The organism is Bythopirellula goksoeyrii, from assembly GCF_008065115.1.
In the GTDB taxonomy this organism is placed as follows: Bacteria; Planctomycetota; Planctomycetia; order Pirellulales; family Lacipirellulaceae; genus Bythopirellula; species Bythopirellula goksoeyrii.
The window spans coordinates 2,786,626-2,810,712 of sequence record NZ_CP042913.1 but is presented as its reverse complement, the minus strand read 5'-3'; the positions used below and the strand labels follow the sequence as shown (position 1 = coordinate 2,810,712).

General features: G+C 53.4%; 20 protein-coding genes. 12 read left to right on the top strand and 8 right to left on the bottom strand.

The features are described from left to right. Window positions 1–43 precede the first annotated feature (43 nt). A complete protein-coding gene (locus Pr1d_RS11130) occupies window positions 44–376 on the top strand; it encodes a hypothetical protein (protein WP_148073591.1) in 333 nt (110 codons plus the stop codon). Window positions 377–1,568: 1,192 nt separating this feature from the next. Here the strand turns inward: Pr1d_RS11130 and Pr1d_RS11125 are convergent. Both Pr1d_RS11125 and Pr1d_RS11120 read right to left on the bottom strand, forming a co-directional pair. Next, window positions 1,569–2,618 (bottom strand): CPBP family intramembrane glutamic endopeptidase, encoded by a 1,050-nt coding sequence (locus Pr1d_RS11125; RefSeq protein WP_168205179.1) that lies wholly within the window; start codon window positions 2,616–2,618, stop codon window positions 1,569–1,571. Window positions 2,619–3,220: 602 nt separating this feature from the next. After that, a complete protein-coding gene (locus Pr1d_RS11120; protein WP_148073589.1) occupies window positions 3,221–4,258 on the bottom strand; it encodes a transposase in 1,038 nt (345 codons plus the stop codon). A gap of 113 nt (window positions 4,259–4,371) precedes the next feature. On the opposite strand from Pr1d_RS11120, the gene Pr1d_RS11115 reads away from it, so the two are divergent. The 7 genes from Pr1d_RS11115 (at window position 4,372) to Pr1d_RS11085 (ending at window position 11,848) form a co-directional block, all read left to right on the top strand. Further along, the gene (locus Pr1d_RS11115) at window positions 4,372–5,220 is read left to right on the top strand and encodes a lamin tail domain-containing protein (protein ID WP_210417955.1); all 849 of its coding nucleotides are present in this window, start codon (window positions 4,372–4,374) and stop codon (window positions 5,218–5,220) included. Between the two features lie 298 nt (window positions 5,221–5,518). Next, window positions 5,519–6,781 carry an exodeoxyribonuclease VII large subunit gene (gene xseA / locus Pr1d_RS11110; RefSeq protein WP_148073588.1) on the top strand — a complete coding sequence of 421 codons (1,263 nt, stop codon included), beginning with the start codon at window positions 5,519–5,521 and terminating at the stop codon, window positions 6,779–6,781. Window positions 6,782–6,794: 13 nt separating this feature from the next. Then, window positions 6,795–7,148 (top strand): exodeoxyribonuclease VII small subunit, encoded by a 354-nt coding sequence (gene xseB / locus Pr1d_RS11105; protein ID WP_168205178.1) that lies wholly within the window; start codon window positions 6,795–6,797, stop codon window positions 7,146–7,148. A 10-nt stretch (window positions 7,149–7,158) separates the two neighbouring features. After that, window positions 7,159–8,046, top strand: a complete 888-nt coding sequence (locus Pr1d_RS11100; protein WP_148073586.1) for a polyprenyl synthetase family protein — start codon at window positions 7,159–7,161, stop codon at window positions 8,044–8,046. Next, on the top strand, window positions 8,043–9,956 hold the full coding sequence (dxs, locus tag Pr1d_RS11095) for a 1-deoxy-D-xylulose-5-phosphate synthase (protein ID WP_148073585.1): 1,914 nt from the start codon (window positions 8,043–8,045) through the stop codon (window positions 9,954–9,956). Before Pr1d_RS11100 ends, dxs begins: the two co-directional genes overlap by 4 nt. A 50-nt stretch (window positions 9,957–10,006) precedes the next feature. Then, entirely contained in the window at window positions 10,007–10,876 is an 870-nt protein-coding gene (locus tag Pr1d_RS11090; protein WP_238476687.1) for an NAD(+)/NADH kinase, read from the top strand. An 84-nt stretch (window positions 10,877–10,960) separates the two neighbouring features. Beyond that, the gene (locus Pr1d_RS11085; RefSeq protein WP_148073584.1) at window positions 10,961–11,848 is read left to right on the top strand and encodes a hypothetical protein; all 888 of its coding nucleotides are present in this window, start codon (window positions 10,961–10,963) and stop codon (window positions 11,846–11,848) included. 37 nt (window positions 11,849–11,885) lie between these two features. On the opposite strand, the gene Pr1d_RS11080 is transcribed toward Pr1d_RS11085, so the two are convergent. The 4 genes from Pr1d_RS11080 to Pr1d_RS11065 form a co-directional block, all read right to left on the bottom strand. Next, window positions 11,886–13,004 carry a Gfo/Idh/MocA family protein gene (locus Pr1d_RS11080; RefSeq protein ID WP_148073583.1) on the bottom strand — a complete coding sequence of 373 codons (1,119 nt, stop codon included), beginning with the start codon at window positions 13,002–13,004 and terminating at the stop codon, window positions 11,886–11,888. Continuing rightward, complete coding sequence (gene lpxA / locus Pr1d_RS11075; protein WP_148073582.1) at window positions 13,001–13,807, bottom strand: acyl-ACP--UDP-N-acetylglucosamine O-acyltransferase; 807 nt, start codon at window positions 13,805–13,807, stop codon at window positions 13,001–13,003. The genes Pr1d_RS11080 and lpxA overlap by 4 nt, the downstream gene beginning before the upstream one ends. 58 nt (window positions 13,808–13,865) lie before the next feature. Continuing rightward, the gene (lpxC, locus tag Pr1d_RS11070) at window positions 13,866–14,738 is read right to left on the bottom strand and encodes a UDP-3-O-acyl-N-acetylglucosamine deacetylase (protein ID WP_148073581.1); all 873 of its coding nucleotides are present in this window, start codon (window positions 14,736–14,738) and stop codon (window positions 13,866–13,868) included. 85 nt (window positions 14,739–14,823) lie between these two features. Then, a complete protein-coding gene (locus tag Pr1d_RS11065; protein ID WP_148073580.1) occupies window positions 14,824–15,459 on the bottom strand; it encodes an OmpH family outer membrane protein in 636 nt (211 codons plus the stop codon). A gap of 631 nt (window positions 15,460–16,090) precedes the next feature. Between Pr1d_RS11065 and Pr1d_RS11060 the strand changes: the two genes are divergently transcribed. Continuing rightward, the gene (locus tag Pr1d_RS11060; protein WP_148073579.1) at window positions 16,091–17,866 is read left to right on the top strand and encodes an ATP-binding protein; all 1,776 of its coding nucleotides are present in this window, start codon (window positions 16,091–16,093) and stop codon (window positions 17,864–17,866) included. A 23-nt stretch (window positions 17,867–17,889) separates the two neighbouring features. Here Pr1d_RS11060 and Pr1d_RS11055 read toward each other — a convergent pair whose 3' ends face one another. Further along, a complete protein-coding gene (locus Pr1d_RS11055) occupies window positions 17,890–18,558 on the bottom strand; it encodes an MBL fold metallo-hydrolase (RefSeq protein WP_148073578.1) in 669 nt (222 codons plus the stop codon). Window positions 18,559–18,763: 205 nt separating this feature from the next. Between Pr1d_RS11055 and Pr1d_RS11050 the strand changes: the two genes are divergently transcribed. Next, window positions 18,764–19,690, top strand: coding sequence for a DUF1571 domain-containing protein (locus Pr1d_RS11050; protein WP_148073577.1), 927 nt, complete (start codon window positions 18,764–18,766; stop codon window positions 19,688–19,690). Between the two features lie 69 nt (window positions 19,691–19,759). Here the strand turns inward: Pr1d_RS11050 and xylB are convergent, their stop codons facing one another. Beyond that, on the bottom strand, window positions 19,760–21,265 hold the full coding sequence (gene xylB / locus Pr1d_RS11045; protein ID WP_148073576.1) for a xylulokinase: 1,506 nt from the start codon (window positions 21,263–21,265) through the stop codon (window positions 19,760–19,762). 123 nt (window positions 21,266–21,388) lie between these two features. Between xylB and Pr1d_RS11040 the strand changes: the two genes are divergently transcribed. After that, complete coding sequence (locus Pr1d_RS11040) at window positions 21,389–22,672, top strand: type 2 periplasmic-binding domain-containing protein (RefSeq protein ID WP_148073575.1); 1,284 nt, start codon at window positions 21,389–21,391, stop codon at window positions 22,670–22,672. Between the two features lie 143 nt (window positions 22,673–22,815). Then, on the top strand, window positions 22,816–24,060 hold the full coding sequence (locus Pr1d_RS11035) for a beta-ketoacyl-[acyl-carrier-protein] synthase family protein (RefSeq protein WP_148073574.1): 1,245 nt from the start codon (window positions 22,816–22,818) through the stop codon (window positions 24,058–24,060). The last annotated feature ends 27 nt before the right edge of the window (window positions 24,061–24,087 follow it).

Genomic DNA, 24,087 nt, shown 5'->3' with positions numbered 1-24,087 from the left:
TGACTCTCGACTCTTAGCTCTCGACCATCAAAGGAGCCTCGACATGAATGTAGGACCAATGGGTGGCCTGATAGGCAGCGCGGCGGGTGCACCGCTTTCGCAGACATCGGGTAGCGAAACCGAACGAAGCCAACGGGATTCCAGTGCTCAGCAGCGCCAAGTTTCGACAGAAGACAGCGCCGAAAAGGCAGCAGGGATTGGGACCACCGACGAAGACCAAGGCACCTCCGAGCGCGATGCCGACGGGCGCAGGTTCTGGGAAAAAGCTGCCGAGCAGAAACAAGCCGAAACCGACGAGGAAAACGCGGCACTCAAGGAACGGCAGTCAAAGGATCCCAAAGGAATCAGCGGCAGTTCGCTGGATCTTACGGGTTGATCGGCAGTTCTCAGAGTGGGAATGTCACCGCTCAGAGCCAACATGTCTTGTTTGAGATCCAGCGCAAACGCAGCGGGAGTTTCGTCGCTCACAGGAAGTGAAAATCAAAAAACAAAATACAAAACTCGGAGGGGAACCCCCGTTTTCTTGCGGCTAGAGCAAGATTTGCCAATAGTATTGTTACACAAAACCCTCCGCGCGTGCCGGCATACGCTTCGCGCGGAGGTTACTCTCAGCCGCTGGCACACGCGGAAGCGGTGTCACCGAGCTATGCGAAAGTGGTAAATTGTCAAAGAGCGGAGGATTGGGTCAGTTGTCAGTGGTCAGTGGTTCGCGATTAGTCATCCGCCAAGGCGAATCCTTGATTGGGCATTGAAGGTTTGGCCATTCCATTGTTGTTCGGACTGTGCAAACTGGTTGATTCTATCTCACACCTGCGCACCGATGGGGGTGGTGTTGTCGCGCTCCGGTTCTTGGAAACCGAAAATCCAAAAAATAAATAAATCATTTCGAGGGTCACAAGTTGTCACAAATCGTTGTGGAGTAGCGACTTGCGAAAACGCCTCCTTCTGGGTTTTGTGGAGTTTTTGAAAAACAATTCCGCTAAACTAGTCGCTGCCAACTCGCTCAAAGTGCCAAATTCAAGCAGCGCGCAAACCTCGCGCGAGCAAACCCGTAACACTTTGCGAGCGCTGGTGCGTCCCTATTACTTATCGCACGTACCATTATCAGGATGCCGGGGAGAAATTCCACAACGATTTTTGTGCCACTTTGGGAAGGCGCTAGTTGCTAGCCGCAAGTCAGAAGCGGGGAGCTTGTGACGCGTAGGCCGGAACAAGCCGTGCGCAGTTCCGGCATTTGTCTCCAGATTCAAACACTATTGGCAAGCCAACAGTAGCACGAGGCGCAGAGACGGCAGAGACCCTGCGGATACCACTATGGATCGACGCTCTTGAAATGATGTTGACGAAATTCTCAACCGCGCCGGGGCTATTGTTGTCGCTAGGGGGATTTCTTCCCGGAAACAAAAAGGACAGGCACAATTTGGCCATACCAATAGCAAGAAATTCCTGATCGCGACCGCAAGTGATTGCTAGGAAACAACTTGGAATCCGCAGTCTGTTTCAGAACCAGCAAATTATGCCTGTCCTTTTTGTCCGTCAACTCATCCTAGAAAAACGCTCACGTAAACTCAGTTTATAGTTGCCACGAGAAACGGGACTATCACCTTGATATATATATCCGCCGAGATGTGACAGATGATTGCGGATTCCAAACCTCGCCGCCAGTAAAACCATCCGAAGACGGCTGCGGCAATGCCATTCCAGAGCACGACATAGAAAAAAATGCCGGGACTAACCGAAATGCCAAGTGCGACTACATTCCTTAAATGAATAAGGCCAAAAACAAATGCCACTAAGAGGTTGGCCGACCAAAGTACTACCACTATAGGCAATCGACCATGAGTAAGCTGGACTCCCAACCAAGCGATCAGTGTCATAAGGCCGAACCGAAAGAATAGCTCCTCGGTCACCCCTGCTGAAAAAGATGACAGGAGATATTTCCATGGAGCGATATGTTCCAAGGCTTCTACCGCACGAGTGGCATTATCTGTCCACTCAGGCATGAGTACCTTCATGAGCCAAGGATCTGTGAAAGAGAAGACGACACCGATTCCGATTCCCCAAGCAACAGAAGGTACTAACGCTGCTAACCAGATCTGCTTAAGCCTCATTTCTCTTGATAGAGTGGCGTTCAAATATGGCACGCCGAGTGCAAACTTCTCGCCAAGCATGATCCCCAGACAAATACCGATAGTCGAAAGAAGTAAGCGTTGGAAAAAAGATGCCGTTGCTACTTCCCAATGTGACACATCTTGACTGGTCGCCTGCATAACGGCGAAGTCACGTGGCAAGGCTGCTGCCGAAGCAATGATCGCAAGACCAAATAGTATTAAGAAGACCGACCACTTCGACTGACTCGTACGGATTTGATCCTTCAAAAGATTTTTAGCATACCTAGATGGATTTAATGGGACCGAATACTCATTTAATAGAGTCGACAGAAATAGGTTGAAAGCACTATTAGAACCTATGTGTTGAAGGAATAGTTTTAACACAACAAGTATTAACTTAAACTCTTCCAGCTCAAATGCAAGATAGAAGGTATAGTGGCTTTTCCTTCCAATGGGGAATGGTTCGGTATTGACAATAAAGGCATCAAAAGGCAGGAGTTCCGCCAAAGTCCCTCGGTTTAATCGGCCGACGCTAGAAACCTCAACTCCTGCCAAGTTCCGCGGTTTGGCACGGGTATGTTGGTTTGATCTCAGAAAATTACTCTTCTGGAAGCAAAAGGACAGGCGCAATTGAAGAGCGGGTACCATCTCCTTCCTACTTGCGCTATGTGAAGCCCGCTTGGTAGTGTTTCGCTTTCGAATAGCGAGCGAGATGGCTCGGTTCGCCGTGTCAGAGGAAGAAAGTGCGCGATGTTAGCGCAGTTTCTTCACAAGCTTGGCAAGCGTGGCAGAGAATTGGGTTTGGAAGATCGACCGGCTAGGCCGTTGCCAGCCGGATGGCATTGTCGACATGGTGCACGCCTCGACGACTGGCGACCCTTTGTAACCGTGTCGCGTCCGTAAAGCAAAAGGACAGGCGCAATTGAAGAGCGGGTACAAACTACTTCCTACTTGCGCTATGTGAAGCCCGCTTGGCGGTGTTTCGCTCGCGAATGGCGAGCGAGATGACTTAGTTCGCTATCTCCCAGGAAGGAGGTACAAGACGTGAGCACGGTTACTTCACAAGCTTGGCGAGCGGGGCAGAGAATTGGGCCTGGAAGATCGACCAGCTAGGTCGTTGCCAGGCGGATAGCGTTGTCGACGTGGTGCACGCCTCGGCGAGTGGCGACCCTTTGTAACCGTGCCGCGTCCGTGGCAAAGTAGTTGCCCAGCAAACGGGACTTGCACAGTAGCCTGTGAAACCGCTGCTCCCACAATTGCCGGCTCGTGCCGAGTCGGTCGAAGATGTCGGCCACTTCCTCAGAAAGTCGTGCCTTGCCCTGACGGCACAACCGACTGGTATAGTCGACCAACAGCAGATAGCTCCCCAGGGAAAAACCTTCGATCATCCCTTCCCGAGGTCCACCTTTCTTGCGCAGGTCTTCGATGGGACAGAGCCAGTGGTCTGCCTCCAACAGGCCGATGGCCCAAGAACCAGCCACCGAGCCGTGGGCTGCCTCTGAGAGTGCGGGGATTTTTCCCTTTTCTCTGGCATAGCAGACCCGCTGGCGAATCGAGGTATGTTGGCTGGTTTCGGGGGTGGCCGCCACTCCGGCTGCCACCGGGTTGAGATCGATGTACGCACAAGTGGCCAGGAGCGCCTCTTCATCGAGAATGGCGATCGACTTGTAGCGACCTTCCCAAAAGGTCCCCTTGCAGTGGTCTTCTTTATTGGCCAGCCGGGCCAACGGTTCCTTGAGGGCCTTCATGAACCAGCCCAGATTCTGCAGGCGATCGCGGTAGGTGGCGACCCTTTCCGGGTCTTGCAGTTCGTGGTGGACATATTGCCGGACGAGTTGCGCATCCTGCATGTCGAGCGTACGGGGCGGATAGACGCCGAGCCATCGCCGTACCACTTCCTCATCGGACCACCTGGCAGCCGTTTGGGGGTCAATACGCACCAGCAGGTGCAGATGGTTGTCCATGACACTGAAGCCACAGACCGCTATGGCAAAGTTTTCGGCCAGGATTTCGAGTCGCTCTTCGAGCCACGCCTTGCGGTGCTCATGGCCCTCACCGCAGAGAAAAGCCCGGCGTACGCAGCGGGAAATGCAGTGGTAGTAACGGGTTAGCTCCAGATCAACTAGCTGACGACGGGCGAGAGTCATGGCCAAACCTCACAAAAGCAGGGGATGTGTACGCCCGTATACTATCCGCGATTTGGTTGATGTCAAGTTATGACTTTCTAAATTGTGCCTGTCCTTTCTTCTCCTTATAAATTGTGCCTGTCCTTTCTTCTCTGTTCGATGCTGGTAGCAGCATCGTTGATCAACTCGTGTATGGAGATGAGGATTTCCCTGGTTCCATCCGCACCCAGGGTGCAAGTGGATGGGTATCCGCAGCGGGCGCGGCCCAGGATGATCCCTTCGCGTGGACCCTCTCCACCGTTGGCGACGTACAGAATTCGAACCAATCAATAAGCGGACAGACTAGCAGTCCTGGAATCTTCACTATCGATGGAACGCTGCCTGCCGTGCCTAGCCTTGTTATCACCGAGTACATGTATGGCGGTGGGGATGAATTCATCGAATTCACCAACCTCTCCAATCAGCCTGTAGATGTCACGGGCTGGTCCTTCGACGACAACAACTTCGGCACCGGCTATGTCCCGCCGTTTGATATCAGCGTCTTCGGCACGATCGGGGTCGGTGAATCTGTCGTTCTGACCGAAGCGCCTGAAGCTGATTTTCGGCTCAATTGGAACTTGAATCCTGCAGTTAAGGTTATCGGTGATTATGCCCTAGCAAATGGTGGCAACATCGGCCGTGCTGACGAGATCAACATCTACGCTGCTGATGACAGCCTTGTTGATCGCCTTAACTACGGGGACACGGATTTTCCTGGTTCCATCCGCACTCAGGAAATAAGTGGCAATCCAAGTTCTCCAGCGGTCTTGGGCGCGAATGACGTAACCCAGTGGGTGTTTTCGTCAGTCGGTGATGGATTCGGTTCGTACACATCGGCTCTTGGGGATGTCGGTAACCCGGGCTCTTTAGTACCTGAGCCAACCAGCGCCGTGCTGGTGATCCTCGCCGCTGCTGGCTTCTGCCTGCCGGTGCGTAGACGCTAGTTGAGGTCGTCGAGTAGCTCGGCGATTGCCGCTTGTCGCGACACGACTAGTACTTGCTCTCCAATCGCCCGCTCCAGACTTCGCTCTGGGGTGAGCGTTGGAGTTCAAGCTTTAACTTGCCTCCTACCAATAAGTGCGAAGGCAGGGAAGTTGAACCCACCTGATAGGCAAGCAGCCTGAAGGCTGGACTCCAATGATATTCTTCACTTTTGGCCAATTGGGGCGTGGTAGCAGATTCTCCGGCTTGCGTTAGAATGGGGCGGCACATCTGCCAGTCCCTTTATCATTCTGCCTATCCATGCCCACAGATTCGCTTACTTCTGAAAGCACGACCGACGAAAAAATCATGTCGGTATCGCAGCTTACTGCGCAGTTGAAGGGGGTCATCGAATCACGATTCTCATCGGTTTGGGTTGCCGGGGAACTTTCGAATTTCTCACGCCCTCAGTCAGGGCATTGCTATTTCACACTTAAAGACGATACGGCCCAATTGCGCGCTGTGATTTGGCGCGGCACGGCGGTCAGGCTCAAGTTTGAGCTGGCTGACGGTCTGGAAATCGTCTGTCGGGGACACTTGGATGTCTATCCGCCGCGGGGGAGTTATCAACTCGTGGTGGATGAAGTCCAGCCACGCGGAGTCGGGGCACTGGAATTAGCGCTACGCAAGCTGCGTGAGAAACTTGCTGCCGAGGGGCTGTTTGATGCGTATCGCAAACGCGCTTTGCCGAAGTTTCCCCGGCGGATAGGGTTTGTCACCAGTCCGACGGGGGCCGCCATTCGTGATTTTCTGGAAGTGCTTCAGCGGCGCTGGCGGGGGGTGGAAGTATTGATCTTTCCCGCGCGGGTTCAAGGAGGTGGCGCCGCGGCAGAAATCGCGGCTGGTATCCAGTTAGCAAATCGTGTTGAGCCTGCCCTCGATGTATTGGTAGTCGGTCGTGGCGGCGGCAGCTTGGAAGACCTGTGGTGCTTCAATGAGGAAGCGGTTGTCCGGGCAATTGCAACATCTAATATCCCAACCGTCTCGGCAGTCGGCCACGAGATCGACGTGACATTGGCCGACTTCGCTGCCGATGTACGGGCGCTTACACCAAGTGAAGCTGCCGAACGTGTCGTTCCATCGGCCCAAGATGTGACCCAAATGGTGCAGTCTATCAGCACTCGTATCGAGAGAGCTTTTTCGAATCAGGTAACGGCTTGGCGTCAACGACTGGATAGCCTCGCCAGCCGCCCTGCCCTGGCTCGTCCCGAGGACGGCATCCAAAACCTCAGTCGACAAGTAGATGAGTGTTCTCTACGTTTGCAAACTGCCATCAAGTCCTCACTTCGTGATCAAGAGAGCCACCTAACTACTCTCAGCGGCAAGCTAAGTTCACTCAGCCCATTGGCAGTTTTGGGGCGCGGCTACAGCCTTACCCAAGATCAAGCGACCAAGCGGCTCATTACTTCGGCAAAGCAACTGAAAAAGGGACAAGCGGTTGTTACACGGCTGGCCGAAGGTGCGGTTATCAGTACAGTGAATGAGGTGAAAGACTCACTGACAACTTCGTCAAATTCCAAGTAAAAGGACGCAAGCATTGGCCAAGAAAAAACCAAAGCAAGAACAACCGGTATTTGAGCAGTCGCTCAAAGAACTCGAAGCGATTGTCGGCAAGCTAGAAAGCGGCAAGCTCGGGCTTGAGGAGTCGCTCGAACACTATGAGTCCGGCATGCGGCATCTCAAGCAGTGCAACGAACTACTCCGCAGTGCCGAGCGACGCATTGCTCTCGTGACCGGGATCGATGCCGACGGAAACGCTAGGTCAGAATCTTTCGATGCCGATGAAGAGGAATCTTTGGTCACAAAGGGGGAATCTCGCAGCCGCCGGCGAAGTTCCACTGCGAAACGCCGCTCTGCGAGTGAAGTGGACGACGACTCCTCGCTCTTCTAGAATGAATGAGATGAGCCTTTCGACGACACCACCAGGACTTAGCAATTATCTCCACGAGATTGAAGCCGCCCTTAGCGCCGCAGTTCAGTTCGATGCAGATTGCCCCGATCGATTGCGCGAGGCCATGCAATACAGCCTGCTCGCGCCTGGCAAGCGACTGCGACCCCAGTTGGTATTAATGGCATGTGAACTCTGTGACGGGGACACTCAAGCCGCAATGCCGGCAGCAGTTGCCGTTGAGATGATTCATGCCTATTCTTTGGTGCATGATGATCTGCCGGCGATGGACGACGACGATCTCCGCCGAGGGCGGCCTACTTGTCACAAGCAATTCGACGAAGCGACTGCTACCTTGGTAGGAGACGCCCTCCAAGCCCGTGCTTTTGAAATCCTGGCTAGGGATGTCCAACCGCCAGAGTGTGCCGCACGATGCTGCTGCGAATTGGGTCGGGCAGTAGGAGCCACTATGCTCGTTGGAGGACAGGCGGCAGATCTTGCGAGCGAGTTTCAGCAATGTTCGCTCGCTGAGTTGGAGGCAATTCATCGGCGAAAGACCGGGGCCTTGTTCCGAGTGTCGCTCCGGCTGGGAGCCATGATTGCCGACGCTTCCGACGGACAACTGGCAGCGTTGGACGATTACGGCGACAACCTGGGGCTTGCTTTCCAGGTGATCGACGATCTGTTGGATGTCTCGGGCTCAGAAGACCATATGGGCAAGCGACTTGGCAAAGACGCCCACAAGGGGAAAAATACCTATCCGGCAATTCTGGGAATTGAATCAAGCCAGGCCTTGGCAGAAAAACTTATCGAAAATGCGTCCGTATCCCTTGGAATCTTTGGTGATCGGGCTGGTCCCTTGCGCGAACTGGCGCTCTTTGTGAGGCAACGAAATACGTGACCCCCGAAATCCTCCCCACGATCACCGAGCCGAGCGACCTGGAGAAGCTTTCGCTGCCTCAGTTGGAACGGCTGGCCGTTGAAATCCGCGATGTGCTTTGTAATTTGATCGCATGTCGCAGTGCCCATTTTGCTTCCAATCTAGGGGTCGTCGAATTGTGCATTGCCTTGCACACCACATTCGACTTCCGCCGTGATCGGCTCATCTGGGACACGGGACACCAAATTTACCCTCATAAACTGCTCACAGGTCGCTACGGTCAATTTCAGTCGATGCGAACCAAGGGGGGGCTCATGGGCTACCCCAACCCCTCCGAGAGTGAGTACGACCTATTCATGACGGGCCACGCTGGGTCCAGCGTCTCAACAGCCTTGGGGCTGGCAAGTGGGGACGACTTATTGCGCCCCGAAGAGGGACGCTTCTCAGTGGCTGTCATTGGTGATGGAGCATTTCCCTCGGGAGTTGTATTTGAGGCGCTCAACAACGCCAGGAGGCAGAGTGACAAACTGCTGGTAATCCTCAACGACAATCGGATGTCGATCTGCCCCCGCGTCGGGGGGATGGCCGACTATCTGGACCGACTACGGATGAACCCGATGTACAGTGGATTCAAGGATGAGGTTGCGAAGATACTCGGCCGCGTGCCCTTGTTCGGCGATCCGACTGAGCGATTTCTGGTCCAGTTGAAAGAGGCCGCCAAAGCTGGGCTCAGCGGTGGCATGATGTTCGAGGACATGGGCTTCCGCTATGTCGGCCCCATCGACGGACATAACATTGGCCTGTTGCGAAAATACTTGAGGATGGTCCAACGGGGCGATGGCCCGGTCTTGTTGCATGTCGTTACTGAAAAGGGACACGGGTTTCAGCCCGCGGAAGAAGACCCCGTGTTATACCATGCACCGCCGCAGTTTGAGAAACGCGAAGAACGCAAGGTAATTCTCAAGAAAAGCACGTCACGGGCATTTACCCACGTCGCTTCCGAGGCCATTGAGGCGCAAATGCATGCTAATCCCAAAGTAACCGTGATGACGGCCGCCATGTGCCAGGGCAACAAACTGGAGAAGATTCGCGATAAGTTTCCCGATCGCTTTTTCGACACCGGTATCTGTGAGGCCCATACGGTCGCTTTTGCTGCGGGCCAGGCAAAGGTAGGGATGCGGCCCATCGTCGATATCTACAGTACATTTCTGCAACGGGCCTACGACCACATTTTCCAGGAAGTCGCTCTACAGAATCTTCCCGTCACATTCATGCTGGACCGGGGGGGGCTCGCGGGTCCGGATGGGCCCACCCACCACGGCGTATTCGACCTGGGCTATCTCCGGGTGTTCCCGAACATGGTAATCATGAGCCCCGGCGATGCCCTGGACTTGCCGGCGATGCTCGATTTTGCACTGCAGTACGACGGACCCTGTGCGATCCGCTATCCCAAGGCGACTGCGATGGAAATTCCACGTGAGGTTTCACCTATCGAGTTAGGCAAGAGTGAAGTTTTGCGGGCTGGCATGGATGGTTGCCTTATCAGCTACGGTCCACTGGCCAGTCGTTGTCTGGAGGTGGCCAACCGTTTGCATGAGGAAGGCATTGAAATGCGCGTCATCAATGCACGTTTTCTCAAACCTTTAGATAGCGAAGTGATCTTGCAAGCAGTCCGTGAATGCAGCTTCGTGGTAACTGTCGAAGAGGCCGCCTTGGCGGGTGGCTTTGGTAGCGCAGTACTCGAAGCTACCGCTGACGCAGGGGTGGAAACGAGCCACCTCCGCCGTCTAGGCATCCCGGATTTCTATGTCGAGCATGGCGAGCGTGAGGAACTCCTGGCCGATCTGGGGTTGGATGTTGAGGGGATTTTGCGGACGTGCCGGGAATTGGTAAATACCTCATCAAAGCCGTTTGAGCAGCTTCAACCGTAGATAGTTGCTATGCTCTCGTCGGCACCCAGCCCCGTTGTTATGCTAGTAGCATGTCAGCCGTTGCTAGAAAATCGAAATCAACGCGTCAACGGGTGTTGATGCTCGTGGATGAGAGCCGTCCGCATCTCAATGAGCAGGCGGTCAAGCTGCGACCACTGGTCGAGCAACATGTGGATGTGGTTGCATTGGAGGACATTGGCGGCGACTTGCCCACCGAGGAAATTGATTTTGCGATTGTGCTCGGTGGTGATGGTTCAATGCTTCGTGCCGCCCACCGATTGGGCTACCAGCAGTTGCCGATTCTGGGAGTGAACCTGGGGCACCTTGGATTTCTGGCCGATCTGCAACCCGAGCTACTGCCTTTGTTGTTGCCCCAAGTGGCGGCGGGGGAGTATCGGGTGATTTCACACTTGATGTTCGAATGCGAAGTCATTTCTAAGGGGAAAACTGTTCACCAAGCCCTGGGACTCAATGAGGTTTCAGTGCTAGCAGGGGCTCCGTTCAAGATTCTCGAAGTGCAGCTTTACGTTGACTCTGAATTAGTAACCACTTATAGTTGCGACGGCTTGATCGTCAGCACACCCGTAGGCTCGACGGCTCACAGCCTGTCGGCGGGGGGGCCAATCCTGCGAAAAGATTTGCAGGCATTCGTCATTTCGCCGATCAGCCCACACACGCTCACGAATCGACCTGTAGTCGATTCCGCCGAGCGAGTGTTTGAATTGGTCGTTCCCCAGCCCCATGAGGGAACGTCCCTGGTAGTGGATGGCAAAGTTCTTTGTCAGCCGACCGCCAACGACCGGATACGCATCACTCGCAGCAAGGCGCAGTTTCAACTCGTCGAAATTGCCGGATACGGCTACTACCGCACGCTTCGCGAGAAGCTGGGATGGGGTGGCCGCCTACCGCGTGATGATTAAGTTGTCAGTCGTCTGTGGTCAGTAGTCAGTTGCACTACTGACCACCAACTACTGACCCTGACCACTATTTCCTGAGGTGCAAGGATGCCCAACTTAAAAACTCCCCATATCGTTCTGCTGTTGTCTACTATTTCCCTTGTCGGAAATTTCGCGATCGCAGCAGTTGAATCCGCTGATTCAGGCGAAACTTATACTCTCGCCTACAAGTTTGAGTTGGGAGAAGTGCTTCGATATCGCGTTGACCACACGGCCGATATTCGTAGCACCATGGAAGGTACCACCCAGCAAGCTGAGACCAAAAGCGAATCAATCAAGGCATGGAAGGTGACCGACGTACTGCCAAACGGCGAGATGGAGTTTGTGCATTTGGTCGAAGTGGTACGGATGAGCAATCGGGTCCCCAATCGAGCACTGGTCGAATTTGATAGCGAACGCGACACAAGCCCTCCTGCTGGGTTTGAGCAGGTAGCTCGAGCGGTGGGAGTACCCCTGTCCGTAGTTCGTATTTCTCCCACAGGAGATATCATTTCCCGCGAAGAAAAACATCCCCAACCGCCTGTTACTGACGACATGCCTATCACCTTGCGGCTGCCAGAAGAGCCGGTCGCCATTGGCGAGCAGTGGGACGAGTCCTACGATGTCCCCGCCGAAACGAAAAGCGGTGCCTCGATCCAAGTTCGCACCCGCCGGGTTTGTACACTTGAATCGGTTAAGCACGGAATCGCCACAATCACCGTCGAATATCAGATTCTGACACCGGTGAATGCATTCGTTGAATCGAATCTTATCGAGCGATTGACTAAAGGGACCGTGCGATTTGACATTGAAAAAGGACGCATCGTATCGCAAGAGCATGAAGTCGACCGCCGAATCTTAGGGTTCGCAGGCGATTCGAGCGTAATGCATCATGTCTCACGGATGGAAGAACGGCTCCTGAAAGCTGACGAACGACTCGCCCGGAAACCCAAATGAGTGACTTGGTATCACTATTGCAGGCAGGCCCCCTGCACTAACCCGCTTTGCGACGCAGGATAACCGTATCATCTTCCGACCAGTAGTCGTCGATTTCCAGCACTGAATCGCCCTGAGGCTGGGCCATTGGCCCTCGGCGATTTCCTGCAATTCCATCCCATTGGTGGGCATGAACCTGTTGCAGAATCGACTCGGCTACGACCAAGGCATCGCGACCATCGGCACCTGTGACCAAGGGATCGGTGCTGGTGCGGATTGCACGTGCAAAGTCCAGCTGCTCGTCGAGCATTGCGTTCGAATCTTCAACGGCCACCTCACTATTGACAAGCAGTTCAGCGAACAACTGCTCTCGAAGTCTCGACTTCTGATCAACGCTGAGCATATCCACCTGGAACTGCCGGGAAAGAATCTCAGCAGTCGGCTCTACGATCCTGGCTTCTCGTGCTCCAAAATCTACGGTTGCACAGCACTCATCAGTAAATACTTGCATGGAGCGCTCTGCCGTGTGACTGACACGCGACGCGGTGAGATTGGCAATGCAACCTGATGAGAAATGTAAGCGAGCATCAACCATGTCTTCCGAATTGCCGAGGACAGAAATCCCCACGGCTTCAACTCGGGTAATTGGCGAATTCACCATGCTGAGCACTGCATCGATATCGTGAATCATCAGATCGTGTACGACACCGACGTCCGTTGACCTAAACGAATAGGAACTTAGTCGTCGGGCGGTGATGTATTTTGGGTTGTGCAGACGCTTTCTGACAGCCTTCCAAGCAGGATTGAATCTCTCGATATGGCCAACCTGGAGAACCAGTTGCTGCTTCTGTGCTAGTTGGACCAACTCATTCGCCTGTTCCACAGTCGAAGTGATGGGCTTCTCAACCAGCACATGGATGCCCCCCGTGAGCAATTCGCGGGCAACATCACTGTGTGAAAAAGTTGGCGTAGCAACAATCGCAGCGTCGACCAGCCCAAAGAGGTCTTGGATATTGTCGAGTGGCTTGGCACCCGTCTCGGAAGCCAATTGGTTGCGTGCGTTCTCTATTGGATCGACGACAGCCACCAGGCGCGCATCGGGTAGCGAAGCGGCTAGGCGTGCATGAAACTTGCCTAGATGCCCTGCTCCAACGATGGCTAGTCGAAGACGACTCACGCTGCTCTCCTCAGTTCTCGGCCCCGACCGTGCTTCCCTTCCTGCTGATTATCGATGAAGCTCAGCAAGTGTTGGACCTCGGGAGTTTCCTGGTTGTTGGTGCGGAGGATTTCCCTGGCATGTGTCAAACCGACCTTAGAGCGGTAAAGCAGCCGATGGGCGGCGGCTAGACTATTGATCGCATCAGAGGAAAAATCTCGACGTTTGAGTGCCACGATATTGATGCAGCGGGGATGCGCGGCAATTCCCTCGGCGAGCATATACGGCGGAACATCGTGCAAAGCTCGACTGAGCCCCGCTAGAAAGCTGTACTTGCCAACCGTAACAAAGTGGTGAATGGCACATCCACCTGAGATCGAGGCATAGTCCTCAACATGGACATGTCCGGCTAGCAAGCTTCCGTTGGCAATGATGATGTGGTCACCAAGCTTGCAATCATGGGCGATATGGACATTTCCCATAAAGAAGTTCTTGTTTCCGATCCGGGTGATCCCGTCCTCTTTTTCAGTGCCCCGATTGACGGTCACCCCTTCTCGAAACGTGTTTCCTTCGCCAATCTCGACACAAGTGTCACCGCCCGTATAGCTGACATCTTGCGGTTCAGCTCCCAGAACAACGTTGGGATAGATCAAGTTATTGCGGCCGATGGTGACATCCCCCATAACGGTCACATTGTTGAGCAAGCGGGTTCCCCGACCAATCTTTGCTCCAGGTCCGATCATACAGAACGGCCCGATTTCGACTTCCTTGTCGACTTCAGCCCGTGGATCGATCCAGGCGTTTGCAGCGATAGTTATTGCCATTGCTCAATTCTCATAGTTCGGCCTACTGGAAATTCAAATTTCGAAGGTTGCCGCCTGTTTACGCAGTCGCTCTCAACATGGATTGATCAAAACGTGCCGACAATTGCTGAGCGAACTTCGCGTTCAACTGATGCCCGCTTCGATATGCGGCAATGCTTCCAACGATCTCGCATCCCGTCAATGCCATATCTCCAATCAAGTCCAACGCTTTATGTCGCGCACATTCATTCGGAAACCGAAGTTTGTTATTCACAGGGCCTTGTTCGTCGAAGATCAACAAGTCGCGAGTGCTAACTCGTTTGCAATACCCTCGCCCTAGCAACTCATCCGCTTCTCGCTTCAGAATAAATGTCCTACACGAAGCGACCTCTTCAAAAAACCGGTCCGGAGTTACTTCCAAGTCCGCCTGTTGAAAACCAATCGAGGAGTCTTGTGGGTAGTCCAAAGTAAAGGCTACTCGATAAGATTCTTCTGGCGATGGTTTCGCTTCTATCCAACCATCACCCTCGGCAAGCCGCATAGGTTGAGTGACAACGAGTTGCTGTACCGCAGTTTCTTGAGATGTAGAACCAACAGTTTCCAAGGCAGCGACGAACGCCATAGCCGATCCGTCGCATCCTGGCATTTCGCATTGATCGACTCCCACTTCGCAGTTGTCGATCTGCATGCCAGCTAAGGCTGCCAGAATATGTTCGACCATATCAACCTGCACGTTGTCTTTTTTCAAACATGTGCGTCGAGGGACTTCAATGCGGTATTCCGCTTTGGCTGGAACTCGTGCGTGAGGGCCCAAGTCATCTCGAACAAACGTGATTCCACTCCCTGCAGGAGCTGGCCGGAACTCAACCCGCACATCATTTCCACTCCAATAACCAAAGCCGAAAACGGCAATGGGTTGGCAAATCGTGCGTTGTAGACGTGCAGGAGTCATGACAGGTATCTACGAACAACGTGGTGACAGAAACAGGAAACCGTTCGACCGCCTCACGAATGGGCGGTCGAACTCTCACGAATAGTTACTTCAGGGTACCGCCACCAGCACTAGCAGCGGGCAAAGTCCCACCAGGAGTTCCACCCCGATTCAAGAGAGCCAAAATATCGGGTGTGATGTCCACATTATTTTGGAAGACTACAGGCTTGTTTATTGCCCGCAAGATATCTTCGCGATTATTGGGATCAATCGCATCCCCATTAAATCGCAACACCATGCCGATATTGTGTTGTTGGGCATAATACTGAACCGCGTTGCTTACTTCTTGATAGGTCGAGTAGTAGACCTGAGCTTCCCTCTCAAGGAAGTCCCGGCGAATTTTGCCAGCCTTCAATTGAAATTCCGCTTTGAGTCGGGCAATTTCTTCGTCGATCTGCTTGAATTCAGGCGCGCCCGGGTTGTATTGCGTACGAACTTGCTCTTTCTCGGCGATGGTATCTCGCTCGCTCTTGAGTTGGCCATCTGCCGATTCCATGGCCTTCTTCATGTTATCCATCGAAGTGGTAAATCGTTGATAATGCTTGAAGATGTAGGTTACATCGACAACGCCATATCCATATCGAGCTGAATTTGCACTCGGCCCCGCTTCTTGGGACATAGCTTGGTTGGACAGAGCAGCGAGACTAAGCGAAACAATTGAGAATAAGTACAGGGCTTTCACGTCAGCACTCCTTGCTGATTGGGGTCATCCTTGACCGACGTTAGGAAATACCACCCATGGGCACGACGCCCGGCAAGCGGGAGGGGCGGCAGGTAAATTTGCGGGGCGTATTGTGCCGAGAACTCTCTCAGCCGTAAAGAGCATTTCTGCGCTCGATCCGATCCACCGAAATACTGCAAATCGCCGGTGATTATTCCTTAATTTCTTGCTTGCTAGCAAGCAAGGAATTTGTGGTTAGATAGCCTGATTAGATCAAAAGCTGATTTCTGGCAGCCAGCGGAGGAAGCCATAGTACCAATGTCCTACAGAGCACCGGCCTGCGATTCCATTTTCATCGAAATGGCCATGAGCACTCCCGCAAGGACCCCCCAGTCGTTGTACTCGGAACCTACTAACCGAATCTAAGTCCTTTCCCTACTAGAGTTTTGGCATTCAAACCCTACCACTCTGGCCCGATGCTCCCTAAAATCAAAGTGTTGTATGGAATTAAAAACTGAGGGTGATAGGCGCACCTTCAGGACAATTCCAGCATGAGCCACTAAGGACACGTAATACCATTTTGAGTCTTACGGAGCTTAGTTTAGCTTATCTTACTCACTGGGCAGCAATTTTTCTTGGAGAACTTAGGGCAGTGCCGTCGTTGTTTGTAATTCGCGGTCGTGACCAGGGAACGCGCTTCCAATTGGAAGACGCAGTCCACACAGTTGGTCGCACGCAGGCAAATTCGATACGTCTCCACGATACCGAAGTGTCGCGTGAACATGCGGAATTGGTGCGCCGTGGTGACGTCTACGTACTACGTGATCTCAGCAGTTCAAACGGTACTTTTATCAATGGGCAACACGCAACTGATCGTGAACTGGTGAGCGGCGACCAGTTGCAATTTGGCAGATCACTTTTGCTCTATACGGGTTTTGTCGAGAATAGCTACGAAGATATTGCTGACAAAGTAGACATCATACCGCGAGCCGACTCCAATGATGGTTCGCGCATTGTCGCTGCACTGAGTCACTCCAGTGGAAGCGATTGGCTTTTGCCAGATGCGAGCGACTCTTCAAGCCCTTGGATCGCACGCGCTCGCAGCAACTTGCAGATCATGTATCGCACTGCATTGGCGGTCAGCCATACAATGGACATCGACCAATTGCTCGCTCGTATCATGGAAATGATTTTCGACTGGGTCGATGCCGATCGTGGCTGCATCATGCTCTATGATACCGACGCGGACAAGTTAGTACCGAAAGTCCGACGCCATCGGCGAGGCGTTCGAACCGACGATAAGATTTCGATTAGCAAAACGATTCTCGACTATGTCGTGGAACATACCGAAGGCGTACTCACGAGCAATGCGCGTGATGACAAACGCTGGGATCCCACTCAAAGCATTGTCAGCTTGGGGGTTCGTGAAGCTATCTGTGTTCCTATGCAAGGTCGGTACAATGTCGTAGGCGTGATCTACATTGATACTGTGATTACCCCGCAAAGAATGTTGCTCAACGCGGGAAAAATCGATCAATTCACCGAAGAACACCTGCGATTGATGATCGCCATCGCGCACCAAGCAGCGTTGGCGGTTGAGGACACGTCCTACTACAAAGCCATGCTCCAAGCCGAACGTCTCGCCGCGGTGGGTCAAACGATCGCATCCTTGTCGCATCACATCAAAAACATCTTGCAAGGAGTACGTGGCGGCAGTTATCTCATCGAACTAGGACTCGCCGACCATGAAAAACTTCTCGCTGAAAATACCGACGTCGATGCAGCGGCCGATAAGGCTGTCGAGACCATTCGCAAAGGCTGGGGAATTGTAGAACGCAACCAGGAACGGATCTCTGCCCTGGTGATGGACATGCTCACTTTCAGCAAAGAACGCGAACCAGAGCCTCGGGTTGGCGATCTCAACGAACTTGTAAAAGACGTCGTTGAGCTAATGCAGGTCCACGCAGAAGAAACGAAAGTGTCGCTAGCCGCTGAATACGATGAGGCAATGCCACTCTTATTATTTGATTTCGAAGCCATGCACCGTGCGCTCCTAAACGTTGTCACCAATGCGATTGATGCCAGTGAAGAATCGGACGGACCGCAAGTGACGGTCACAACCAGTTTCGATCCCACTGAGAAAACTGCCCGTTTGGTAGTCACCGATAATGGCGCTGGAATTTCGCCTGATGACCTGGACGCAATTTTTCATGTTTTCGTTTCTCGCAAGGGAGGCCGCGGCACGGGTCTTGGATTGCCCGTTAGTCGCAAGATCCTGGAAGAACATGGCGGTCAAATCCTCGTTGATAGCACACCTGGTAAAGGAAGTTCCTTCACTCTGGAATTGCCCGCTAATCAACCCACCAAAGAACAAGTGGCCGATTTTGAGGCCGAATTGGAAGGCATGGATAAACTGGTGAGTGAGTAGAAGAGACAATCTTAATCGCCAGTTCACACATTCGGTTCGCCTAATCCTACGAACGGATTCGTTCGTTTCTCTTCTCCGATAGTCGTCGTCGGTCCATGGCCTGAGAGAACCAATGTCTCATCTGGGAGGATGAATAGCTTTTCGTGAATCGCCTGCTTCAAATCTTCGAAACTTCCATCAGGGAAATCCGTGCGGCCAATGCTTCCAGAAAATAGCACGTCTCCACCAATGACGATCGGTGGTTGAGAATCTTCGATCACGAAAACGACGTGCCCCGATGAATGCCCCGGCGTTTCCCGCACCAGGAGTTTCATACCGGCTAGATCTAGCACGTCTCCCTCCTTGACGGTCTGATCTGCGGCGGGGCTCACAAGGTTGAACCCAAAACCCGCCGAGAGGTTCCCCACGGGATCGGTCAATTTGCCAGCATCGCCGTGGCCAATCACCAAAGGACAGTCCGGCCAGAGTTCTTTCAAATGGCCATTGCCAGCAATGTGGTCCGAGTGCCCGTGAGTACAAAGGATTGCCACGGGAGATAGCTGCTTCTCGGCCAGTACAGCCACAATCTCCTGCGGATCAAAGCCTGGATCGACTATCACACACTCACTCTGCCCTGGGAGTGATAGCACATAAGAATTCTCATCAAACGGCATCGAAACGATAGTTTGTATCACAAGTGCAGCAGATCCCATTAGTACAAATTCCTCTTTTCTCAGCTTCCCGCTGCCCCTAAGATCCCTCGCCTACCGTTCTGGAGTCACTAGCGTCAGGGCGGATGGGCACTGGAGGATCGGGTTAAGTAAACCATACCGATTCGCCCGAAAATTGTAATTGAATTTTCCACTCAGGGCGATAGTTAAGAAGTCCGGCCAGCATTCTTACTGGAGAAATAATATCATGCGTAGCGGTCTATCCGAATTCCTGCCAGCGGCTGCCACTCGTGGCCTCGCGTCTCTCGTTGTAGCCATCCTCAGTAGTTCCACCGCTTTTTCGCAAGTTCAGCAGGACGGCCAATTGGTCGAGCCAATTTTTAGGGTGGCTCATGAGGAAGCTGTTGCCCAGCCCCCTCAAATGGCCTCGCGTATCACCCCCCCTGCCGCTCAAGCCCCACTCAATTTGGAGCTCAGGCCAGGTGAGCATCCCTTGATGCCGGCGATGCGTGTTGCTCAAGAGGGCTTGGTTCGAATAGATACAACGATTGCCGACTACAGCGCCATGCTGATCAAAGAAGAGCGAATAAATGGCGAACTGATGCCCAAAGAGGTCGCATTTATCAAGGTTCGCCATCAGCCCTTCGCGGTCTATATGTTCTTCCTTCAACCTCATAAGGGTCGGGAGTGCCTCTACAACGCCGGGCCAAATAATACCAAGGGTCTGCTCGTCGCCCGTGATTGCGGTTTCAAGAAACGCCTAGGAAAGTTTGAGTTGGATCCCGATGGTCGCCTCGCCATGAATGGCCAGAAATATCCCATCTATAAGTTGGGCGTACGAAACTTGGTAACCGAGCTAATCGACGTTGCCACAAACGATACTCAGTTTGGCGAATGCGAAGTACAAACGAAGCAGAGCGTCATCAATGGTCGCGCTGCCACGCTGATCGAGGTCGTCCATCCCATTCCTCGACAGAACTTCCGCTTCTACAAGGCCGAACTCTTCATCGACAACGAACTGAAACTGCCCATCCGCTACGCTTCGTACATGTGGCCAGAACAACCGGGCGGCGAACCACCACTGGAAGAAGCCTACACCTACGTCAATATCAAGCTAAACAATGGCTTCACCGACGCGGACTTCGACAAGGAAAATGTTGAACTCTTTAAGTAGGGCGTGTGACTCGTTGAGACACGGCTAAGGTTGGTTCGCAACGCGAACCACGGCTACCGGCAAAGTCCTCTACCCCAGCTTCACAAACTCCCCCTTCAAGGCACGGTACAAGCCCTGATACACAGGGAAAGCCTGATCGTACACTTTGCGATTTTTGGCGTTCGGCTTAGTTTCATCCGCCGTCTTGATCGTCGCCGCACAGGCCTCGGTGATGTTCTTGTAGTGACCCGCACCCACGGCCGCCAGCAGTGCCACCCCGTAAGCAGCCCCTTCGTCGGCGACCATGGCAGAAACTGGCTTGCCTAGAATGTCGGCTTGCATTTGCCGCCAGAAGGGATTCTTCGCTCCGCCACCTGAGGCGCGGATCTGTTTCACCGGCACCCCAAGATCGCTCATAATGGCGTAACTGTCTCGCAGAGAATAAGTGACGCCTTCCATGATCGCGCGGGTGAGATGTCCTCGCGTGTGGCTCTGCGTAAGTCCAATGAACGCGCCCCGGGCATTCGGGTCGAGATGCGGCGTTCGTTCCCCCGCTAGATAGGGCAGGAATTGTAAACCATCCGCACCGGCAGGCTTGTCGGCGGCTTCCTTGGTGAGCTGTTCATAGGAAGGTTTTCCCTTGGTGCCCACGGCACACACGTTATCGTGAAACCATTGCAGCGAACCAGCCGCACTTAGCGTTACCCCCATCAAGTGCCACTTCCCACGAACCGCATGGCAGAAAGTATGCAGCCGTCCTTCAGGATCAAATTGCGGTTGGTCGCTGTGAACAAACACCACGCCGGAAGTCCCTAGCGATGTGTTTAACAGTCCACTCTTCACGATTCCGTTGCCCACCGCCCCCGCGGCACAGTCCCCTGCCCCGCCGACCACAACACAATCCGTGGAAAGTCCCAGCAGCTTTGCCGTGGTATCCGTGAGTTTCCCGGTGATCTCCTCCGATTCGTAGCAGGTGCCGAGCAATTTCTCGTCGAGTTCCAACTTGGCGAGCAAGGGTTTAGACCATTTCCGCTTCACAACATCTAATAGCAACATTCCGCTGGCATCGCTCACTTCCGTAGCATACTCGCCGGTCAGACGGCGACGAATCTCGTCCTTGGGCAAGAGTACCTTTGCCAGTCGAGCAAAGTTCTTAGGTTCCTTATTTCGCAACCATATAATTTTCGGTGCAGTAAATCCCGTTAGCGCCGGATTCGCTACAAGTTTTATCAGTGCCTTTCGCCCACCAGCTCGCTTTTCGATTTCTTCACATTCTGCCGCAGTCCGCTGATCATTCCACAAGATGGCGGGGCGAATCACTTTGTCAGATTTATCCAGAAAAACCGAACCATGCATCTGGCCTGAGAGGCCGATTGCCTTAACATCACCAGCTTTTAGTTTTGCCTTCTTTATGACGGCTCGCACGACTTTGATCGTCGCTTGCCACCAATCTTCGGGGTCTTGCTCACTCCACAGCGGTTGAGGATGATGACATGGATAACTCGCCGAAGCTTCCGCTAAGATCTTGCCTTTGGGACTAATCACCAGCGCCTTGGTGCCCGATGTGCCAACGTCGATTCCGATGCAATTGCTCATGCGAATGTTTTTTCCTGTGGGAGTAAGTTATTGGATGATGAGATACACTAGGCCACCAACTACAGCTAGAATGACGAAGTGGAACACACTCAATCCCACCTACCTAGAGCCACTAATCTACACATGATACGCCCCGTTTTCCTAGCACTGATTTGCTTTTTTTCTTTCGGTTGCCGAGAGCAAACCCACGTTACTGACGAAGCTGAGATCCCTACGGTGAGCCCACGGGCAGCGGTCAAGCTGACTCTGTTAGTGGTTGACGATCCCGATCTGGCAAAGGGGATCCAGTTGTTGAGTGGCGAATGGAGCGAGCGAAGTGGCGGAGAATTGGCGGTTGAAACCATTTCGCTTGCAGAGATCCTCAGTGCTGAAACTCTTACAGCGGATGTCGTGATTTATCCTTCACGACAATTGGGAGCGCTCGTGTCCCGACAATGGCTTCGGCCCGTTCGCCAATCTGTTCTCAACGACACGGATCTAGACTACAGCGATCTACTACCTGTGCTGAGAGACCAATGTATGCGCCTCGGAGGTGAAGTTTGGGGAGTGCCTTTGGGTGAAATGCCTTTGGTCCTGGGATGGCACGGTGTGGTCCCTGACAACTTACCAAGGACTTGGGAGCAACTGGATGATTCTCCTAATGTCTTACGCGGATCGACCAATGCAGAAAACGAATTTCCGCTTGCCGCAGAATTCATCGCACGTGTTGTCTCTGCGACTCCGCCAGTTGACCGGGCCACTTTGTTTTTTGAGCCCGAGTCGATGGATGCTCAGCTCGATGAGCCGCAGATGATGCGTGCACTGGAACAGATCCACATTAAGGACGGAGAGGGCCAGACAAGTGAAGAATCATCCTGCCAGGTGACCCTTCCCCCCCGCGATAAGCTGTTGGCCGATAAACTGACACCCCTTCTAGCTTCTGTGGAAATGTTCAACGCAAGTCTCGATCGCTGGGAGAAAACTACAAGCGATGCCGCACCGGTGATTCTCGGATTCTCAGGTCGACTGGTGAGTGTGACGACATCGTCTCGAAACGCCGCTTCAGCATTTAAGTTGCTTCCCTGGCTCGTCAGTGGCAATACGGGAGGTCGACTTAGCCAGCGCAGCAAGGCGACATTGTGGTTTCGTAGTTCTCAAGTGTCGCAAGCGTCAAAATGGCTACCCGCCCAGAGTGCCGAAGAAAATGCTGCTTGGCTAACCGAATCTCTCTCCAAGCGAGATGCCTACCTTGCCCCTCGGCTGCCCGGTATCGACAATTACCTCGCAGCACTCAATGATGCGCTGGCGAGCAAATCAATTCCCGACGCTCTCGCGCACGCCGAAACCGAGTGGAACGCAATAACCGACTCACAAGGACGAGAGCAGCAACGGAAGGCCTTCCGCCAACATTTAGGCCTGCCAGACTAGCTATTACATAGTAGCCGTTGGCGCAATGCCGATGGATCGTGCGGGTTGTCATTTATACCGTTCGGGGGTAGGCTCACAAGTTCCCATTTTCGTCAAATTATCATTCAATCGCGGTATATCGCGAACTATCAATACATACCCTCATGATCCGTAGTGCAGTGGATGACCAGCGAATCGTGATCACCGGCATCGGGCTGACTGCCCCCAACGGTGACAACTTGGCCGACTTTCGTGCTGCGCTCTTGGCCGGCAAAAGCGGTGTCGACAACTATCATATTCGTTACGTTGGGGACACTCTGGCAGGCGAGTGTCATTTCGACGAGCTGCTCTACCAGAAACGCAAAGAGCTTCGCCGCGGCACCCGAGCTGGCAGTGTGTCAATTTATTGCGCCAATCAGGCGGTTGCCGATTCTGGTCTTGAGTGGAGCAAGATCGACCCCGAGCGTGTTGGTGTCTATATCGGCGTGACTGAGCACGGTAACGTCGAAACAGAGAATGAGATCAACGAGATCAAGGCCTTCGACTACGACACGAAGGTTTGGTCCCATCATCACAATCCCCGCACCGTAGCCAACAACCCCGCCGGCGAAGTCACCTTGAATATGGGGATCACCGGTCCGCACTATACTATCGGCGCCGCCTGTGCGGCGGGCAATGCCGGTCTCATCCAAGGCGCGCAAATGCTGCAACTGGGCGAGTGTGACCTGGCAATTGCGGGGGGCGTCTCTGAAAGCATTCGTACCTTTGGAATTTTTGCCGGCTTTGCCAGCCAGGGTGCTCTCGCCGAAAATGGAGACCCAACCAAGGCGAGCCGACCCTTCGACCTCGACCGCAATGGCATCGTTGTCGCCGAGGGGGGCAGCCTCTTCATTCTGGAGCGTTACAGCGATGCCGCCAAGCGGGACGCTAAGATCTACGGCGAATTGGTCGGCCATGCGATGACCAGTGATGCCAGCGATTTTGTCCTCCCCAATCCCCAGCAGCAGGCACGCTGCATGAATCTGGCCCTTAAACGTGCCCAAATCAACGCCGACCAGATCGATATCGTCAGTACCCACGCCACAGCAACCACCAGCGGTGACATCCAGGAGTGTGTCGCACTGAGGAACGTTTTCGGCGATTCAGCAAACACGCTCATCAACAACACGAAGAGCTTCATCGGCCATGCGATGGGAGCTGCCGGATCGCTGGAATTGGCCGGCAATTTGCCATCCTTTGAGGACGATTTCTGTCATCATACGATCAACGTAGACAACCTCGATCCAGAATGTGCCTTGCCGGGACTCATTCTGGGCGAACCCCGCACGAAAAAGGGGGTGACTTACATCCTCAACAACTCATTTGGTATGCTGGGTATCAACTCAGTCGTAATCATCAAGAATGTTTAACGAACACTAGCGAGCCGGGGCGTCCCC

Excerpts from the sequence above, each read along its gene's own strand:
- Pr1d_RS11130 (WP_148073591.1), top strand. The coding sequence starts at position 44 with ATGAATGTAGGACCAATGGGTGGCCTGATAGGCAGCGCGGCGGGTGCA.
- Pr1d_RS11120 (WP_148073589.1), bottom strand. The coding sequence starts at position 4,258 with ATGACTCTCGCCCGTCGTCAGCTAGTTGATCTGGAGCTAACCCGTTAC.
- xseA (WP_148073588.1), top strand. The coding sequence starts at position 5,519 with ATGCCCACAGATTCGCTTACTTCTGAAAGCACGACCGACGAAAAAATC.
- Pr1d_RS11100 (WP_148073586.1), top strand. The coding sequence starts at position 7,159 with ATGAGCCTTTCGACGACACCACCAGGACTTAGCAATTATCTCCACGAG.
- Pr1d_RS11090 (WP_238476687.1), top strand. The coding sequence starts at position 10,007 with ATGTCAGCCGTTGCTAGAAAATCGAAATCAACGCGTCAACGGGTGTTG.
- Pr1d_RS11085 (WP_148073584.1), top strand. The coding sequence starts at position 10,961 with ATGCCCAACTTAAAAACTCCCCATATCGTTCTGCTGTTGTCTACTATT.
- lpxA (WP_148073582.1), bottom strand. The coding sequence starts at position 13,807 with ATGGCAATAACTATCGCTGCAAACGCCTGGATCGATCCACGGGCTGAA.
- lpxC (WP_148073581.1), bottom strand. The coding sequence starts at position 14,738 with ATGACTCCTGCACGTCTACAACGCACGATTTGCCAACCCATTGCCGTT.
- Pr1d_RS11055 (WP_148073578.1), bottom strand. The coding sequence starts at position 18,558 with ATGGGATCTGCTGCACTTGTGATACAAACTATCGTTTCGATGCCGTTT.
- Pr1d_RS11050 (WP_148073577.1), top strand. The coding sequence starts at position 18,764 with ATGCGTAGCGGTCTATCCGAATTCCTGCCAGCGGCTGCCACTCGTGGC.
- xylB (WP_148073576.1), bottom strand. The coding sequence starts at position 21,265 with ATGAGCAATTGCATCGGAATCGACGTTGGCACATCGGGCACCAAGGCG.
- Pr1d_RS11040 (WP_148073575.1), top strand. The coding sequence starts at position 21,389 with ATGATACGCCCCGTTTTCCTAGCACTGATTTGCTTTTTTTCTTTCGGT.
- Pr1d_RS11035 (WP_148073574.1), top strand. The coding sequence starts at position 22,816 with ATGATCCGTAGTGCAGTGGATGACCAGCGAATCGTGATCACCGGCATC.